The sequence below is a fragment of the Methylobacterium dankookense genome (genome assembly GCF_902141855.1).
Classification (GTDB): domain Bacteria; phylum Pseudomonadota; class Alphaproteobacteria; order Rhizobiales; family Beijerinckiaceae; genus Methylobacterium; species Methylobacterium dankookense.
The window spans coordinates 1-16,817 of sequence record NZ_CABFVH010000073.1 but is presented as its reverse complement, the minus strand read 5'-3'; the positions used below and the strand labels follow the sequence as shown (position 1 = coordinate 16,817).

General features: G+C 71.6%; 17 protein-coding genes and 3 pseudogenes. 7 read left to right on the top strand and 13 right to left on the bottom strand.

Annotated elements, in window-relative coordinates; genetic code table 11:
• Nucleotides 1-126: pseudogene (locus MTDSW087_RS31120) on the top strand (porin family protein); the annotation flags it as partial.
• A gap of 105 nt (nt 127-231) precedes the next feature.
• Here the strand turns inward: MTDSW087_RS31120 and MTDSW087_RS28060 are convergent.
• Together MTDSW087_RS28060 and MTDSW087_RS31115 are read right to left on the bottom strand one after the other, a co-directional pair.
• Nucleotides 232-450, bottom strand: coding sequence for a hypothetical protein (locus tag MTDSW087_RS28060; RefSeq protein WP_144768816.1), 219 nt, complete (start codon nt 448-450; stop codon nt 232-234).
• Between the two features lie 233 nt (nt 451-683).
• Nucleotides 684-1,085: a hypothetical protein gene (locus MTDSW087_RS31115; RefSeq protein ID WP_238178856.1), complete on the bottom strand. Its 402-nt coding sequence runs from the start codon at nt 1,083-1,085 to the stop codon at nt 684-686.
• A 72-nt stretch (nt 1,086-1,157) separates the two neighbouring features.
• Between MTDSW087_RS31115 and MTDSW087_RS28050 the strand changes: the two genes are divergently transcribed.
• The 5 genes from MTDSW087_RS28050 (at nt 1,158) to MTDSW087_RS28030 (ending at nt 4,869) form a co-directional block, all read left to right on the top strand.
• Nucleotides 1,158-1,910, top strand: coding sequence for a TerC family protein (locus tag MTDSW087_RS28050; protein WP_238178854.1), 753 nt, complete (start codon nt 1,158-1,160; stop codon nt 1,908-1,910).
• A gap of 76 nt (nt 1,911-1,986) precedes the next feature.
• On the top strand, nt 1,987-2,331 hold the full coding sequence (locus tag MTDSW087_RS28045; protein WP_238178852.1) for a hypothetical protein: 345 nt from the start codon (nt 1,987-1,989) through the stop codon (nt 2,329-2,331).
• Nucleotides 2,332-2,710: 379 nt separating this feature from the next.
• Nucleotides 2,711-3,061, top strand: coding sequence for a hypothetical protein (locus tag MTDSW087_RS31540; protein ID WP_186384029.1), 351 nt, complete (start codon nt 2,711-2,713; stop codon nt 3,059-3,061).
• A gap of 20 nt (nt 3,062-3,081) precedes the next feature.
• Nucleotides 3,082-4,386 (top strand): MFS transporter, encoded by a 1,305-nt coding sequence (locus tag MTDSW087_RS28035; RefSeq protein ID WP_144768808.1) that lies wholly within the window; start codon nt 3,082-3,084, stop codon nt 4,384-4,386.
• 105 nt (nt 4,387-4,491) lie between these two features.
• Nucleotides 4,492-4,869 carry a 4-fold beta flower protein gene (locus tag MTDSW087_RS28030; RefSeq protein ID WP_144768807.1) on the top strand — a complete coding sequence of 126 codons (378 nt, stop codon included), beginning with the start codon at nt 4,492-4,494 and terminating at the stop codon, nt 4,867-4,869.
• Here MTDSW087_RS28030 and MTDSW087_RS28025 read toward each other — a convergent pair whose 3' ends face one another.
• The 8 genes and pseudogenes from MTDSW087_RS28025 to MTDSW087_RS27990 form a co-directional block, all read right to left on the bottom strand.
• Nucleotides 4,870-5,631: a 5-oxoprolinase subunit PxpA gene (locus MTDSW087_RS28025; protein WP_144768805.1), complete on the bottom strand. Its 762-nt coding sequence runs from the start codon at nt 5,629-5,631 to the stop codon at nt 4,870-4,872. It abuts the gene before it with no gap.
• A 21-nt stretch (nt 5,632-5,652) separates the two neighbouring features.
• Complete coding sequence (locus MTDSW087_RS28020) at nt 5,653-6,921, bottom strand: MFS transporter (protein ID WP_144768803.1); 1,269 nt, start codon at nt 6,919-6,921, stop codon at nt 5,653-5,655.
• Between the two features lie 30 nt (nt 6,922-6,951).
• Complete coding sequence (locus tag MTDSW087_RS28015) at nt 6,952-7,782, bottom strand: putative hydro-lyase (protein WP_144768801.1); 831 nt, start codon at nt 7,780-7,782, stop codon at nt 6,952-6,954.
• 36 nt (nt 7,783-7,818) lie between these two features.
• A complete protein-coding gene (locus MTDSW087_RS28010) occupies nt 7,819-8,820 on the bottom strand; it encodes a 5-oxoprolinase subunit C family protein (protein ID WP_144768820.1) in 1,002 nt (333 codons plus the stop codon).
• 11 nt (nt 8,821-8,831) lie between these two features.
• Nucleotides 8,832-9,572, bottom strand: coding sequence for a 5-oxoprolinase subunit B family protein (locus tag MTDSW087_RS28005; RefSeq protein WP_144768799.1), 741 nt, complete (start codon nt 9,570-9,572; stop codon nt 8,832-8,834).
• Between the two features lie 135 nt (nt 9,573-9,707).
• Nucleotides 9,708-10,616: a LysR family transcriptional regulator gene (locus tag MTDSW087_RS28000; RefSeq protein ID WP_144768797.1), complete on the bottom strand. Its 909-nt coding sequence runs from the start codon at nt 10,614-10,616 to the stop codon at nt 9,708-9,710.
• Nucleotides 10,617-10,677: 61 nt separating this feature from the next.
• Entirely contained in the window at nt 10,678-10,890 is a 213-nt protein-coding gene (locus MTDSW087_RS27995; RefSeq protein ID WP_142582600.1) for a dodecin, read from the bottom strand.
• A gap of 117 nt (nt 10,891-11,007) precedes the next feature.
• Nucleotides 11,008-11,982 (bottom strand): annotated as a pseudogene (locus MTDSW087_RS27990) (L,D-transpeptidase family protein); the annotation flags it as partial.
• 335 nt (nt 11,983-12,317) lie between these two features.
• On the opposite strand from MTDSW087_RS27990, the gene MTDSW087_RS27985 reads away from it, so the two are divergent.
• Nucleotides 12,318-13,757 carry a carbohydrate porin gene (locus MTDSW087_RS27985; RefSeq protein WP_238178850.1) on the top strand — a complete coding sequence of 480 codons (1,440 nt, stop codon included), beginning with the start codon at nt 12,318-12,320 and terminating at the stop codon, nt 13,755-13,757.
• 129 nt (nt 13,758-13,886) lie between these two features.
• Here MTDSW087_RS27985 and MTDSW087_RS27980 read toward each other — a convergent pair whose 3' ends face one another.
• The 3 genes and pseudogenes from MTDSW087_RS27980 to MTDSW087_RS31105 all read right to left on the bottom strand — a co-directional run.
• Entirely contained in the window at nt 13,887-14,936 is a 1,050-nt protein-coding gene (locus MTDSW087_RS27980; protein ID WP_238178848.1) for a CorA family divalent cation transporter, read from the bottom strand.
• Nucleotides 14,937-14,947: 11 nt separating this feature from the next.
• Complete coding sequence (locus MTDSW087_RS27975; RefSeq protein ID WP_144768793.1) at nt 14,948-16,582, bottom strand: inorganic phosphate transporter; 1,635 nt, start codon at nt 16,580-16,582, stop codon at nt 14,948-14,950.
• A 132-nt stretch (nt 16,583-16,714) separates the two neighbouring features.
• Nucleotides 16,715-16,817: pseudogene (locus tag MTDSW087_RS31105) on the bottom strand (ferredoxin--NADP reductase); the annotation flags it as partial.

Sequence of the window (16,817 nt, the reverse complement as noted above, 5' to 3'; positions counted from 1 at the left end):
ACCGGCATCCCGGTCGGCCTCGGCAGCACCGGCGTCACCGTCGTCTCCGGCGCCACCAACCGCCGCAACGACACCGAGTTCGCCGTCGTCCGCGCCGGCGTCAACTACAAGTTCGGCTCGTACTGAGCCTTTCGGCTGGCTTGAGCGTCCCCAGCCCGATCAAACTGGCCCGCTGAGCCGCGCGAAACGCCCCGGGAGTCTGCTCCCGGGGCGTTTCCGTGTCCGGCCCCCTCAGCGGCGCGTGAAATAGAGATGCTCCGCCCGCGCGAGCACCTTCTCGCGGAAGCTCGGATACTCCTCCGAGACCAGCTCGCCGACGGTGGCCGGCAGGGCCGCGTGGATCTCGGTGAAGGTCCGCCAGTCGCGCTCGACGAAATGGTTGATGATGGCGCGCAGCGCCGCCACCGTCGCGACCTCCGTGATCGCCGCATCCTCACCTTCGGTCATCATCTTGACTGCCTCCCGCCGACTTGCGAGCGCGCAGTGTCGCCGCGCGAGCCGTCACGGTGCAATCGGTCGGGCGAGACAGCGGCGCGCCGCTGTCGGACGCTGGCCTTCCAAGTGCCCCTCACAAAACTCCCGTTCGCTGGGAGTCCTCTCTCTGGCCGCGACGGCGCAGCGGGCGTTTTGTGAGAGGCACCAAATCCGATCGATCCCTTCGGGATGGCGGATTTCGGCTTCGTTCAAGCGCCCCGCGTTCCGCTGGTGATCCGGTAGCGGATCGGCCGGCCGGCGACCGCGCCGCCGAGCCCCTCCGTGATCGGCAGGGGGAAGCAGGCGGCGAGCGCGGCGAGCGCCGCGGCGACGAAGTCCCGCCGGGCCGCCTCGTCGCCGACGAGGCGGGAATGGGTGATGCGCGGCCGGCCCTGCAGGCTCCCGTCGCGCCGCATGGTGAAGAGCACGGTGACCTCGGAGCCGGACGCCTCCTGCGGCACCCGGATCCGGCCGGTGCAGGTGCCGAGCGCGCCCCACATGTCCCGCAGGGTCGAGGCCGGCTCCGCCTGCGCCGCCGAGGTGAGGCCGATCGCCAGGAGGAGGGCCGCGCCCCACCGCGCCCTCTCAATTCCGCCCAGGAGCCGGCCCATAGGCTGGGCAACGAGAGAAATCCTAGTTCCCGTGGAGGCCTGCGGGCAACCCCGGCCCGAGCGAGTCCGCGCGTGGATCACTACCTCACCTCCGCCTTCCTGCTGTCGCTGCTCCAGATCGTCTGGATCGACATCGTCCTGTCGGGCGACAACGCGGTCGTCATCGCGCTGGCCTGCCGCGGGCTGCCGCCGCGGGTGCGGCGCGTCGGCGTGATCCTCGGCGCGCTGGCGGCGGCGCTGCTGCGCATCGTCTTCGCCGTCATCGTCTCGTCGTTGCTCGCGGTTCCGCTGCTCAAGGTCGTCGGCGGCCTCGTGCTCCTGCATATCGCGGTGAAGCTGGTGCGGGGCGAGGAGGAGGCGGGGAGCGCCGTCGCCGAGCAGGCGAGCCTGTCGCGGGCGATCCGGACCATCGTCGTGGCCGATGCGGTGATGAGCTTCGACAACGTGGTCGCGGTGGCGGGCGCCGCGCGGGGCCACGACGAACTCTTCGTCATCGGCCTCGCCCTCTCGGTCCCGCTCCTGGTGCTCGGCGCCAGCCTGATCACCCGCCTGATCGAGCGCTTCCCCGTGCTGATCTGGTTCGGCGGCGGCCTACTCGGCTGGGTGGCCGGCGAGATGATCGCCACCGACCGGCTCGTGCAGCAGCACGTCGCGGAGGCGCTGCCGGCCGCGCTGCAGGGCGGCCTGCATCTTGGGTCAGCCGCGCTCGGGGCGCTTCTCGTCGTCGGCATCGGCGCCCTGATCCGGCGGCGGAGCACCCGCGCCGTGGCGCGCGAGCAGGTCGCGGCGATCGACGCGGCCGAGGCCGACCTGCTCGGCCGCTGAGCGGGCTCCCCGGAACCGGCACCGGGCCCTCGCGCGACCCGGCCACCGCCCGACGCACCATGCCGGAACCCTGCCAATGGCCATTCCCTGCAAAGGCTTAGCCGCCCGGGCCGCCGCCTGCCTGATCCTGCTCGGCACCGCGGCGACCGCGGCCAGGGCCGAGGACGCCATCAAGGGCCAGGACGTGATGGGCGACAAGAGCCGCAGCGCCAATGACGGCTGGAGCCAGGCGCCGGTGCCGCGCGAGCAATCCGCCGCCAAGGACGCGCCCGATCCCGGCGGCCACTCGACCTCGGAGAATGCCGGGCGCCCGGTGCCCGGAGCCTCGACCGGCTCCACCCCCGGGAGCGAGCCCCAAGCGCCGATGGAGCACCGGACGCCGGGCCCCTCGGGTCAGAACCCGGCCGCTCCGGCGAAATAAGTCGCCCCGCACCGGCAGGCGGTCTCATTTTCACTTTCCGAGGGACTGAACGGGTCGGCAGAACGTGATGCAACCTCGCAATACTCCGAGGTGCTGTGTCACGCATCCGCACTTGCTTCAGCAGACGGATGTGGGACATGTTGAAATTAGACTAGCTCGTCTTAGAGCCGTTCCCGATCGCGTTGCAATCAGGAACGGCTCTAAGCTCTTGTTGTGACGCGCTCTCTTGCACCGAACCGGTGTCCGCTTCGGCGGAGAGCGCTCTAGTCGAGGAAAACACACACCATGACAGTCCAGGTGTGGTCTGCTCGAGGGTGTCGGTAGCGGCCTCGCGGGCGGCACGCTGGGCGCCCTCGGCTTCGGCGGCCTTGAGCCGGCCATGGCTGCGGCGGTACGCCCGTTCAAGCTCGCGCAGATGCGCGAGACCCGCAACACCTGCCCCTACTGCTCGGTGGCCTGCGGCGTCATCCTGTACAGCCTCGGCGACAGGTCGAAGAACGCCCGCTCGGCGGTGATGCATGGTGGTGATGGATCCGCTCAAGACCGAGACCGCTCGGTTCACCGAGGCGTGACGGCCGCGGGTGGTTCGGCTGCCGCCCGCGCGCCCTATCTCGGGTCGGCACGCGAACCGCCCGACGGGAGCCACGGCCGGATGCCATCACGACCCGACGACCTCGACGCCCCCGGCCGGCCGGTGCCGGCCCGTCCCCGGCCCGAAGCCGGCCGCTGAGCGGATCCGGGACGATCGGCATGGATGCGACCTCCCCCGTTCGCGCGGCGCACGCGGCCCTCGACCGCAAGGCGGTCGGCGCCGTGGTGCTCGGCAACGCGCTCGAATTCTATGATTTCACCGTCTACGCCTTCTTCGCCAAGCCGATCGGCGAGGCCTTCTTCCCCGATGCGGATGCGAGCCACAGCCTGCTCGCCTCGCTCGCCCTGTTCGGCATCGGCTACGTCATGCGCCCGATCGGGGGCGCCCTCATCGGCGCCTTCGCCGACCGGGCCGGGCGCAAGCCCGCCATGCTCCTCACCATCGGGCTGATGGCCATCGGCATGCTGATGCTCGCGGCCTGCCCGGGCTACGCGCAGATCGGCGGCTGGGCGCAAGCCATCGTCGTCGCCGGCCGCCTGATCCAGGGGCTGGCCCTCGGGGGCGAGGTCGGGCCCTCGACCGCCTACCTGCTCGAGGCGGCCCCGCCCGCGCATCGCGGCTTCGTGGCGAGCTGGCAGATCGCGAGCCAGGGCTGCGCGGCGCTCTTTGCCGGCCTCCTCGCCACGGCTTTGGCCCTCGTGGTGGGCGACGCGACCATGTCGGCCTGGGGCTGGCGGGCGATGTTCCTCGTCGGCCTCGCCGTCGTGCCGGTCGGCCTCGTCATCCGCAGCCACCTGCCCGAGACCGCGGGCGCCGACGCGGATCCGGGCGCGGCGGCCTCGACGACGGCCGTGATCCGCCGGCTCCTGCGCGATCACGGGCACCTCCTCGGGCTGACCTTCCTGGTCATCACCGCCTCGACGGTCTCGAACGCAGTCGGCACCAACATGCCGGTCTATGCCGGCGCCACGCTCGGCCTCAGCGAGACCGCCGCGACCGCGGTGCCGATCGCGCTGGGCCTCGCCTCCGTGGCCTTCCCGCTGCTCGGCGGCTTCCTTGCCGACCGCTTCGGCCGGCGCCCGGTGATGATCTGGCCGCGCGCCCTCATCCTCGTCCTGGCGGTGCCCGCCTTCGCCTGGCTGCTGCGGGCGCCCGGGCCCGCCGCGGTCTACGCCGTGACGTTCCTGCTCTCGGCGCTCTCCTCCATCAACGCGGCGGCGATCATCGTCGGCATCCCGGAATCCCTGCCGCGCTCGGTCCGCAGCGCCGGGCTCTCCATCGTCTACGCCCTGGCGGTCTCGCTGTTCGGGGGCAGCACGAACTACGTGATCAACTGGCTGATCGCGGCGACGGGCGACCGGATGGCGCCGGCCTACTACCTCGCGGCGTTCAGCCTCGTCGGCACGCTGGCCGCCCTGATGCTGCGCGAGACCCGCGGGCGCGATCTCGACGAAGAGGTTTGAGGCCCGCTCACGGGCACGGCGACATTTCGAGCCCCCGCCCTTCACAGGCGGAGGTTCCTTTCGCATATCGTGAGCTTGGACCCTCGGCGCGGGAGACCTGCTGCGGTGGAGCCCTTGTTCTCGCCCGCCTGCGAGCTCGTCGGCTGGATCGGCGACGACACGTTCATCTTCGATCTCGACCTGGAGACCGTCGCCTTCGTCGCGGACGGCCATGCCTGGTCGATGCGCGCCTGCGTGTGGCTCGGCCCCGTCGATCGCCTCACCTGCATGGACCGGCAAGGCCGGCCGGTCGCCTGGAGCTGGGCCCGCGCGATCACCTCGCGCGGCAGCCCGGTGAAGCCGGGGCGGCCGAAGCGGCCCCTGCCGCCGAAGCGGCCGCTCCGCCCCTTGAACCCGCATCGCCCCCCGACGCCGCTGGCCCCGACCTCCGGCTGGTCCCGCCTCACCTTCACGGAATGGCTGGACGAAGCGGCCGTCGCCTGATCAGGCCGCGAAGGCCGCGAGCCGCACGCCCGCCCCTTCGAGGCGCGCGCGCACCGCGCGGGCGGTGGCGACGGCATGGTCGGAATCGCCGTGGACGCAGATCGAGCGGATCGGCGTCGGCAGGCGGGCGCCCCCGGCCGTGACGATCGCCCCCGCCTCCACCATGGCGAGCACCCGGTCGGCCGCCTCTTGCGCATCGGTGATCAGGGCGCCCGGCTTGCCGCGGGCGATGAGCTGACCGTCCTCGGTATAGCCGCGGTCGGCGAAGATCTCCTGATGGACGGCGAGCCCCTGCGCCTCGCCGGCCGGCACCTGGGCGGTGAGGGCGATGGCGAGCAGCGCAAGGCCCGGATCGACCGCGCGCACCGCGCGGGCGATGGCGTCGGCGACGTCCCGCTCGGCCGCGGCGAGGTTGGCGAGCGCCCCATGCGCCTTCACGTAGGTGACGCGGTGGCCGGCATAGCTGGCCAGCGCCTGCGCGGCCCCGACCTGATAGGCGACGAGACGCTCGATCTCGGCCGGGGTGAACGGCATCCGGCGCCGGCCGAAGCCCCAGAGGTCGGGAAAGCCCGGATGGGCGCCGACCATCACGCCCCGCTCGCGGGCGAGCCGGAAGGTCGCCGCCATGATCTCGGGATCGCCCGCATGCAGGCCGCAGGCGACGTTGGCCGAGGTCACGATGCCGAGCATCGCCGCGTCGTCGCCGCAGGCATAGGCGCCGTAGCCCTCGCCGAGATCGGCGTTGAGATCGACCTCACGCATGCTCCCTCCCTCCTTGCTTCTTCAAGCCGCCGCGGCCACTTCCCGGCGGGCCGGCTCGCCTTGCGTGTCGAGGTCGCGCCCGGCCGTCTCCGGCAGGAGGAGGGCCGCCACGATCACGAGGCAGTAGGCCGCCCCCGCGACCACGCCGATGGCGATGCCGAGGGTGAGCGAGCCGCTGAGATGCCCGACCAAAGCCGGGCAGATGGCACCGACCGCCCGGCCGAAATTGTAGCAGAACCCCTGCGCCGAGCCCCGCACCCGGCTCGGGAACAGCTCGGCGAGGAAGGCGCCCATGCCGGAGAACACGCCCGACAGGAAGAAGCCGAGCGGGAAGCCGAGCACCAGCATCATGGCGTCGGTGACCGGGATCAGCGTGTAGGCGAGCGCCAGCACGCCGGCGCAGAAGCCGAACAGGATGAAGCCCTTGCGGCGGCCGATCCGGTCCGAGAGCCAAGCGCTGGTGAGGTAGCCGAGGAACGAGCCGAGGATCAGGATCAGCAGGTAGCCGCTGGTGTTGAGCACCGAGAGGTTGCGCTCGGTCTTCAGGTAGGTCGGCAGCCACGTGGTCACCGCGTAGTAGCCGCCCTGCATGCCCGTCGCGAGCAGGCTCGCCAGCACGGTGCGGCCGATCAGGTCGCGGGAGAAGATGTCGAGGAAGTTGCCGCTGTCGCCGACCCGGCTCATCGCGGCGCGGGTCTCGCGGTAGACCGCCGGATCCTCGATGTTGCGCCGGATCCAGACGATCAGGATCGCGGGCAGCGCGCCGAGCCAGAACAGCACCCGCCAGGCGAGCGCCGGCTCGGCCAGGGCGAAGACCGCCCAGAAGGCGATGGCCGCGAAGGCCCAGCCCACCGCCCAGCTCGATTGGACGAGGCCGACCGCCTTGCCGCGGTAGCGCGCCTGGATCGCCTCGGCGATCATCACCGAGCCCACCGACCACTCGCCGCCGAAGCCGAAGCCCTGCATGGCGCGGGTGAAGAGAAGCTGCTCGTAGGATTGGGTGAAGCCGCTCAGCACCGTGAACAGCGTGAACCACGCCACCGTGCCCTGCAGGACGACGACGCGGCCGTAGCGGTCGGCCAGGATCCCCGCGGCCCAGCCGCCGACCGCCGAGGTGACGAGGGCCAGGGTGGCGATGTTGCCGGCCTCGACCTTGGTGAGCCCCCAGACCACGACGAGCGTCGGGATGATGAAGGTGTAGACCATGTAGTCGAAGGCATCGACGCCGTAGCCGGCAAACGCCGCGCCGAGCACCCGGCGCTCCTCGGGATTGGTGTCCTTCAACCACATGGCTGGGTTCTCCCTTCGGGTGTCACGGGCTCACAGGAACGGCAGGTCGCGGTTCAACAGGTCGGTGATCAGCATGTGGCCGGGGGCGTGGGTGATGCAGAGCGGGGGCCGAGCCGCCATCGCCACCGCCTGGGGCGTCACCCCGCAGGCCCAGAAGACCGGGATCTCGTCGGGCGCGATCCGCACCGGGTCGCCGAAATCCGGCCGGGCGATGTCGGCGATGCCGATGAGGCCTGGGTCGCCGAGATGGACCGGCGCGCCGTGCACCGCCGGCACGCGCGCCGTCACTTGAACGGCCTTGATCGCGTCGGCCGCCGTCATCGGCCGCATCGAGACCACGAGCGGCCCGTGGAAGGGGCCGGCGGGCTTGGTCTCGATGGCGGTGCGGTACATCGCGACGTTGCGGCCCTCGGCCACGTGCCGCAGCGGGATGCCGGCCTCGATCAGCGCCGCCTCGAAGGAGAAGGAGCAGCCGAGGACGAAGGTCACGAGGTCGTCCCGCCACAGCCCGGTGAGGTCGGCGACCTCCGCGACCATCTCGCCGTTCTCGAAGACGCGGTAGGCCGGCACGTCGGTGGCGATGTCGAGGTCGGCGCCGAGCGCCGGCAGGCCGCGCGCGCCGGGCTGCGAGACCGCGAGCACCGGGCAGGGCTTCGGGTTCTGCTGGCAGAAGCGCTGGAAATCCGCCGCCAGCGCCCGCGGCAGGATCATCAGGTTGCCCTGGACATGTGAGGGCGCGAGGCCCGAGGTGTGGCCGCGCCAGGCGCCGCTCCGGATGGCACGGCGCGCCTCGGCCGCGTCCGCGAAGGGGGAGACGGGACGGTGCGGGGCGAGCGCCGCCTCGTCGACAGGCTGGGTCATGGCGCGGTCCTCAATACTGGGGGCTCGGCCCGGGCCTCATCCGACGACGCCGTCGATGAGGTTGCGGCCGAGCAGGAACTCGGAGCTGAACTCGGTGCGGACCACCGGCTCCAGGGCGATGCCCGGTTCCAGCGCGGCGGCCTCGGCGCGGCGCGCCGCCACCGCCTCGGCGACGGAGACGGCCCGGAAGCGCAGGCGCGTCCCGCCCTGCGCCTGGGCGAGCCGGCCGAGATCGGCCCCGATCACGGTGGCGATCTTCGGGTAGCCGCCGGTCGGCTGGCGGTCGGCCATCAGCACGATGGGCAGGCCCTGGCCCGGCACCTGGATCGCACCCATGGCGATCCCGTCCGAGACGATGTCGTGGCCCTTCGCATGCGTCAGCGGCGTGCCGTCGAGGAAGCAGGCCATGCGGTCGCCCTTCGGGCTCACCGTCCAGTCGCGGGTGAGGAAGGCCGCGATCTCGGATTCCGCGAAGTAATCGTCCTGCGGGCCCAGCACGACGCGGATCGTCTCCGGCGACCGGTCGAGCCAGGGGGCGACGAGCGCGGTGGGCTCGCCGAGGCCGGCGCGGGCCTCGGCCAGCGCGAGCCCGTCCCCGGGGCCGAGGGCCCGGCCGTCGAGGCCGCCGAAGCCGGAGCGGGTATGGGTGGCGGTCGAGCCGAGCACCGGCGCCACGTCGATGCGGCCTGCGACCGCGAGATAGCACCACGCGCCCGCCCGGCCGGCGCGGATCCGCAGCGCCATGCCAGGGCGCAGGGTCAGCGCCGCGGCGGGCGGCAGGGGCCGGCCGTCGCAATCGATGCGGAAGGCGCCGCCGGCGAGCGCGATGTCGAGAGGCGCCTCCTCCACGGCGAGGCTGAGGCCGCCGAGCCCAACCTCGATGGCGGTAGCGCCGAACGGGTTGCCGAGCGCCCGATTGGCGGTGGCATGCGCGAGCGGGTCCATCGGCCCGGCCGGCGTGATGCCGTAGCGCATGGCGCCGTAGCGGCCGGCATCCTGCAGGGTCGCGCCGCCGCGGGCCTCGAGGATGCGGATCATGGGCCGGGCGCTCACGCGGCCACCCTCGCGACGATCTCGCCCCCGGCGGCGCGGCGCTCGAGAGCGGTGAAGGTGCCCGCATCCACCGGCTCGAAGCGGAGCGTGTCGCCGCTCTCGATCAGGAAGGCGGGGTCGCGCCCCTCGGCGAACAGGCGCTCGGGGGTGCGGGCGAGGACGTACCAGCCGGTGGGCATCGGGAAGGTGCCGATGGCGGCGAGCCCCCCGCCGATCATCACGGCGCCCGGCGGGTGCGGCGGACGCGGGCTCGGCCGGCGTGGCAGGGCGAGGGCTTCGGGCAGGCCGCCGAGATAAGCGAAGCCCGGCGCGAAGCCGTACATGTAGACCCGGTACTCGGCTTCCGCATGCAGCGCGGCCACGGCCGCGACGTCGCGCCCGGCCAGGTCCGCGACCTCGGCGATGTCCTCGGCGAAGGCGGGGTCGTAGCAGCAGGGAATGGTCCAGCGCCGGCCTCCGGCCCGCGCCGCGCCGCCCTCGGCGAGCCGTCCCTCCACCGCCGCGACCAGGGCGTCGCGGGAGAGGGCGAGCGGATCGTAATGGATCATCAGCGAACGGTAGGTCGGCACCGTCTCGGCGAGGCCCCGCGGCGGCTTCGCATTCAGCGCGGCGTCGAGGGCGAGCACCCGGTCGTTGAGCGCCGGGTCGACGCGCGCGCCGAACTCCACCACCAGGGCCGCCTCCCCCGCATCGAGGAAGCGTGGCCTTCCGCCTGTATCCGGTCCGGGTGCCGCCATGGAGCGCCTCCGCATCGGGATCGTCCGCATCGGGCCGGCCGCAGGCCTGACCCGCTTGCCGCCCGATGCCGCACTGTCCCACCCCGTCGTTTTGCCCGCCAATCGTCATTGCGAATGGCTCGCGATAAACGCGGGTTATCGCTCCTCATGCCAATCTTGCGCCGCCCACGCCTCCGCCACCTCCTGCGCGAGGCGGGCGGCCTCCGCGACGAGGTGGTGGTCGGGCCGGTTGGCGTAGGTCGCGGTGAAGCCGATATCGGACAGGCCCTGCTCGGCCGGCAGAACCCTCAGCTCCCCGGCCGCGAGCTCGCGGCGCACCACGCCGGGCGGGATCAGGCAGATGCCGAGCCCCTCGACGCCCATCTTCACGATGGTGGCGAGCGAAGCGCTGGTGTGGATCTGGCTCGGCAGGAGGTTCGCGCGCAGCACGAGGTCGCGCAGCTCCACATAGGGGCTGGTGTTCTTCGGATAGGTGATCAGCGGGTGGCGCAGCAATTCGCCGAGGCTCAGCGGCGTCTCCGCCGCGACGAGGCGGGGCGCGGCGATCCAGGCGACGGCAGTGCTGAAGAGCGGGCGGTTGACGAGGTTCGGCAGGGTGATCGGCCCGACCAGGAAGGCGAGGTCGATGTCGTTGGCGAGGAGCGCCGCCTGCATGTTCGGCGAGATGTCGACGGTGATGTCGACGCTCACCCCCGGATAGGCCGCGCGCATGCGCTCGACGAAGCGCATGAGCCACATCTGCACGATGGTCTCCGAGACGCCGAGGCGCAGCGTCCCGGTCATCCGCCCGGGCTCCGAGAGCGCCGTCTCCATCTCGGCCCGGAGCGCCAGGAAGCGCTCCGCGAAGCCGAGCAGCGCCCGCCCGCGCTCGGTCAGCACCACGTCGCGGGTGCGCCGCTCGAACAGGGTACCGTATTCGTGCTCCAGCGCGGCGATGCGCTGCGACACGGCCGGCTGGGTCGTGTTCACCTGCTCGCTCGCCCGCCGGAAGCTCGAGAAGGTGGCGACCCAGTAGAAGATCTCGAGGCTTCGGAAATCGGCCATGCGGCAGGTCCCTTCAGGGCGCCATGCGCGCCCGGACGCCCCGAAGCATCGGCCGGGCCGCTCAGGCGCCTTCCATGGTGAAGCCGACCTTCAGCGTCACCTGGTAGTGCTGCACCTTGCCGTTCTCGATATGGCCGCGGGTCTCCATCACCTCGAACCAGCGCAGGTTGCGCACCGTCTGGCTCGCCCGCTCGACGGCGCCCTGGATGGCGTCCTCGATCGACAGCTTGGACGAGCCCACCAGCTCGACGACCTTGTAGACATGCTCCGACATCGCGGCCTCCTCCTCGTGATCCTTGAGGATTGTGGAGGCGCGGAGGTCCGGATCAAGGGGCGCCCGTCAGCGCGCGGCGCGTGCGGGTCGGACCGTCTCGACGATCTCCTGCGGCTCGGCCAGCGTCTCGGGGCGGCTGACCTCGCCGAGGTCGCGGCGCCCGTATTCCCGGGCGCTGTAGGGCTGCTCTTCCTCCTTCGTGCCGAGGCTCGCGAAGGCGCTCATGTTGGCGGGCCGGAAGACAGAGTTCTGGCCGCCGTCCTGATAGACCACCCGCGTCGCCGGCGTGCCCTTGGTCACCAGCTCCGCGATCTGCTGGTCGTCATGCGACCGCTTCTCCGCCACCAGCGGATCGACGGCCGGGCTGCACGAGCCGGCCGCGGCGTCGGCCCCGCCGAACACGTATTTCGTGCCGCAGACGCCGACCTGCGGCTCCTGGCGCAGGGCCTCGAAATAATCGGCGCCCTCCTTCAGGTTCTTCCAGAACGGGGCGTTCGGGTCGTTGCGGAACTTGGCCATGTTCTGGGCCGTCATCCGGAACGGATAGGACTGGAACTGGAAGGCGCGCTGGCCGCCGCCGAACGCCTCGCGGGCGATGGCGTAGATCTCGGCCATCGAGGCATCGGTCATGGCGAAGCAGCCGGCCGAGGAGCAGGTGCCGTGCACCATCAGGTAGCTGCCGGTGCGGCCGTTGGCGCGGTCGAAGGCGTTCGGATAGCCGGTATCGAAGGAGAGATAGTAGGACGAGTTCGGGTTCATCTGGCCCGGGCTGATCGCGTAGAAGCCCTCCGGCGCCTGCCGGTCGCCCTCCCGCACCTTGGGGCCGAGCTGTCCGGACCAGCGGCAGATCGGGAAGGTCTTGAGCAGCGCGTAGCGGCCGGAGCCGTCGCGCTTCCACACCTCCATCTCCGCTTCCTTCTTGTAGGCGCGGATCAGGATCGGGTCCGACTGGCTCATCCCCTTGGTCTGCATCAGCGACAGGGTCTGCGCAGGGATCGGGGCGAGGTGCCGGGTCGAGGAATCCTGGCAGGCCCCGAGACCGAGCATCGACACGGCGAGGCCCGCCGCAGCCGCCAGGGAACGCACACCCATCGCAAACCCTCGTTCCAAACTCTCGCCAGCCCCTCGCGAACGCATGTCCCGGCGACCCACGCCAGTTCGCGGGACACTTCCGGCGGATATGAGGCAGGGCCGGCCCTAACGTCTGGCTTGTGAATTCCGGGCATTGCGGCCCCGGCCGCAGCGTGGATCCGGTCGGTCCCCTCGGGAGGATGGATCCCGTATCAGGGCTGTCACGGCAGCCTGTTACCCGGCCCCGATCCCGTCTCGGACTCGAGGCCCAGAACCTGCCACGCCAGCCCCTGGGACGCGTGCCGCGCCCGCAAACCCCGAAGCCCGAATCCGGCCCCCCGCCGCGCTGTGCCAGCGTGCGTGCGCTCCTGCTCGCCGGAGCCTTGGCGCTGGCGGCCGGCCCGGCCTCGGGCCAGACGCGGCTGCCGCCGACCGGCGCCGGCGGCGACCCGCAGACGGCCGTCGCCCAATCCCAGACCTCCGATCAGGTCTCGGTGACGATCGGCGCCTCGATCGAATCCTCGCTCGGCCCCTACGGCGACCCCTTCGGCCTGCGCGCCTACCTGCGCGAGCGCGGCATCACCTACGTGCTCACCTATATCGGCGAGGGCCTGGGCAACGTCTCCGGCGGCCTGCGCCGCGGCGCCACCTATGGCGGGCGCCTCGACACCTCCCTCGACATCGACCTCGACCGGTTCGCGGGCTGGACGGGCGCGCGCTTCCACACCGACTTCTTCCAGATCCACGGCCACGGCCTGTCCCGGATCTATGCGAACAACCTCACCACGGTGAGCGGCATCGAGGCGCTGCCGTCGACCCGGCTGTTCGAGCTGTGGCTGGAGCAGCGCTTCCTCGGCGACCGGCTCTCACTGAAGCTCGGCCAGATCTCGGCCGACACCGAGTTCGCCATCGCGCAGTCGGCGGTGGTGTTCCTGAATGCCGGCTTCGGCTGGCCGAATATCGGCGCCGTGGTGCTGCCGAGCGGCGGCCCGATCTACCCGCTCGCCACCCCGGCCGTGCGCGTGAAATACGACGCGACCGAGCACCTCTCGCTCCAGGCCGGCCTGTTCAACGGCAACCCGGCCGGCACGCCGCCTGCGGGCGACGACACCGATCCGCAGCGGCGCAACCCGCACGGCACCAGCTTCCGCGTGAACGACCCGCCCTTCATGGTCGGCGAGGTCTCCTACGCCTATCCGAGCCTGTTCGGCACGACGGGGTTGCCCGGAACCGCGACGCTCGGCGGCTGGCAGCATTTCGGCCGGTTCGAGAGCCCGCGCCTCGACAGCGTCGGCGGTAGGCTGCTGGCCGATCCCGAGGCGAGCGGCGTCGCCCGGCGCTTCCGCGGCAATCAGGGCCTCTACGCGATCCTCGACCAGACCCTCTACCGGGAGCCCGGCTCGGAGGACCAGGGCGCCTCCGCCTTCCTGCGCTTCTCGGCGGTGCCGGACGACCGCAACCTCATCGACCTCTACGTGGATGGCGGCATCGCCTACAAGGGCCTGCTCCCGGGGCGGCCGAACGACACGCTCGGCCTCGGGGTGATCCATTCCCGGATCAGCGCCGCCGCCCGCGCCTTCGACCGCGACGCCGTCCGGCTCGGCAGCGGCACGGGGCCGATCCGCAGCAGCGAGACGCTGATCGAGGCGACCTACCAGGCCGAGGTGGTGCCGGGCTTCACCGTGCAGCCCGACCTGCAATACGTGATGCGCCCCGGCGGCGGCCTGCCCGACGCGCAGGGCCGCCGCCTGCGCAACGCCACGGTCCTCGGCCTGCGCGCCACGATCAACTACTAGAAGACACGTCAGGGGATTCCAAAGGCCTCAGGCCTTTGGCGGGTCCAGGGCGGAGCCCTGGGATGTCCAACAGGGCTTCGCCCCGACACCCCACCAAAGGGATGATCCCTTTGGGATCCCAGGACTCTTCTACGAGGCTTTCCGCTCCCGTCCTTCCTGCAGGCCGAGGCGGCGGATCAGCAGGAAGACCGCGACGGCCGAGACCACGGCGATCGCGATCGCCACCGTCGAGCCGTCCTCGTTGTCGGAAAGCGGCAGGCCCTTGGTGTTCATGCCGAATAGGCCGGTCACCAGGGTCGGCGGCAGGAACAGGGCGGTCAGCACCGACAGGGTGTGGAGCTGCCGGTTCGATTGCCGGGCGAGATGGGCCGACAGCTCCTCCTGCAGGAGGCGGCTGCGGTCGGCCAGCACCACCATGTCGCGGTCGAGGGCGTCGAGCCGCTGCGCGACCCGCGCCGCGGTGACCCGGGCGACGGGATCGTCGAGGTCCACGTCCGCTTCCAGCCGGTGGAAGACCGAGCGCAGGCCGAGGAGCTGGCGGTGCAGGCGAACCGCGTCGCGGCGGATCGGCCCGAGCCGGCGACTCTCGTCGCGGATCCGCTCCTCGAGGATGTGGTCCTCGATCTCGTCGAGCTCGTCGGAGAGGCGCGTGCCGGTCGCGGCCATCGCCGCCACCACGTGGCCGACGAGATGCTCCAGCAGCGCCACGGGGCCGGCGAGGCTCTGCCCCTCGGCCGCCGCGTCGCGGGAGGCCTCCGGCCCTCGGATCGGGTGGCGCCGCCCGCTGACCAGGAAGTCGCGGCCCATCACGAAATGCAGGCGCCCGCCCGCCTCCGCCGCCGGGCCGCCGCCGCCGTCGCGATCCGCCATGGCGAGGTCGGCGATGACCCCGCCGACATGGTCGCCCTCGACCGCCACCCGCTGATGCGGATCGGCGGCAAAGGCCGCGGAGACGAGGGCCGGCGGCCCGAGCCGGCCCTCCGCGGCAAGGCCCGCGAGGCGCGCGTCGTTGAGGTTGACGTGCAGCCAGACGAAGCCCTCGCCGAAGCTGCCCGGGGCCGGGACCGCCTCGTCGTGGCCGAGCAGGCGGCCCCGGCCGGCGCGGTCGAAGCGCATCGCCCAGATCAGGCCGGGCAGAGCCGGCTCGTCGCAGAGGAGGTGCGCCACCGCGCCGATCATCGCCACCTCCCTCAGAAGACCTGAGCGAGCAGCACGTAGAGCGTGCCCGACAGGATCATCGAGACCGGCAGGGTCAGCACCCAGGCGAGCGCCAGGGAGCGCAGGGTCGAGAGCTGCAAGCCCGAGCGGTTGGCCGCCATGGTGCCGGCCACGCCCGAGGACAGGACGTGGGTGGTCGAGACCGGCAGGCCGAACATGTCGGCCGCACCGATCGTGCCCGCGGCGACGAGCTCGGCCGAGGCGCCCTGCGCGTAGGTGAGGTGGGTCTTGCCGATCTTCTCGCCCACCGTGATCACGATGCGCTTCCAGCCGACCATCGTGCCGAGGCCGAGCGCCACGGCGACCGCGACCTTGACCCAGAGCGGGATGAAGCGCGTCGCCTCGTCGAGGCTCTTCTTGTAGGCGTTGAGCGTACCGACCTCGGCGCTGGAGAGCTCGCTCTCCTTGTCCTTCATCAGGAAGCGGATCGCCTCGGAGGCGAGGTACATGTCGTTGCGGGTGTTGCCCACCGCCTCGGTCGGGACCCTGGCCAGCGTGCCGTAGCGCTCGACCTGCTCGCCGATCTGCTTGATCAGGATCGAGAGGGACGGATAGGTGCCGCCCTCGATCTTGCGAGCGGCCACGTAGGCCGTCACCGCCGGACGCGGATCGCCGATGATGCTGTAGCCGGCAGCCTTCTGCGCCACGATGTCGGAGGCCGCCTGCGACACCGTCCGGAAGGTCGCCACCGAGGAATCCGGCAGGGCCCGGTTGAGGGCGTAGGCGGTCGGCACCGTGCCGATCAGGATCAGCATGATCAGGCCCATGCCCTTCTGGCCGTCGTTCGAGCCGTGGGCGAAGGACACGCCGGTGCAGGTCGCGATCAGGACGCCGCGGATCCACCACGGCGGCGGCTCCTTGCCCTTGGGCTCGGCGTAGAGGGCGGGGTTGCGCACCACGAACTTGAGGGCGAGCAGCAGCGCGCCCGCGGCCATGAAGCCGAAGACCGGCGAGAGCAGCAGCGACCAGCCGATCTCGGTGGCCTTCGTCCAGTCGACGCCCGAGGTGCCGGAGCGGCCGTGCAGGAGGGCGTTGGCGACGCCGACGCCGATGATCGAGCCGATCAGCGTGTGCGAGGAGGAGGCCGGCAGGCCGAGGTACCACGTGCCGAGGTTCCACAGGATCGCGGCGATGAGCAGCGCGAACACCATCGCGAAGCCCGCGCCCGATCCGACCTGCAGGATCAGCTCCACGGGCAGCAGGCTGACGATGCCGAAGGCCACCGCACCCGAGGAGAGCAGCACGCCCAGGAAGTTGAAGAAGCCGGACCAGACCACGGCGACGTTGGCCGGCAGGGAGTGGGTGTAGATCACCGTCGCCACCGCGTTGGCGGTGTCGTGGAAGCCGTTCACGAACTCGAAGCCCAGCGCGATCACCAGGGCGACGAAGAGCAGGATGTAGGGGAGGTAGGTCGTGATGCGCACGCCCGTGGCGTCGATGTCGGCATAGATGCTGTAGCCGACATAGGCGAGCGCCGCGGCGATGGCGGCCGTGAAGACCACCGCGACGAGGACCGAACGCGACCCGTCGAGGTTCGGCCTGCCATGGATCAGGGCGGATTCCGGCGGCGCGATGCCCCCCGGCAAGCTGTTAGACGGACTCGACATCGGACCCCCTCCGTGCGGATTAACCCTGTGCTCCGCACGTGCGACCGAGATCAGAATCCGGCGACGCTCTGATGACGATTCTCCTAGCGGCCGCTCACGTCTCGGCGGGTATCGGCTCGGCGCGAGGGCGCGTCATTTCTCGACGAAGGCCTTCTCGATGACGAAGTGTCCGGCCTCGCCGTGGTTGCCCTCCTCGTAGGCACCATCGGTCAGGAGCTGGCGGGTGTCGCGGATC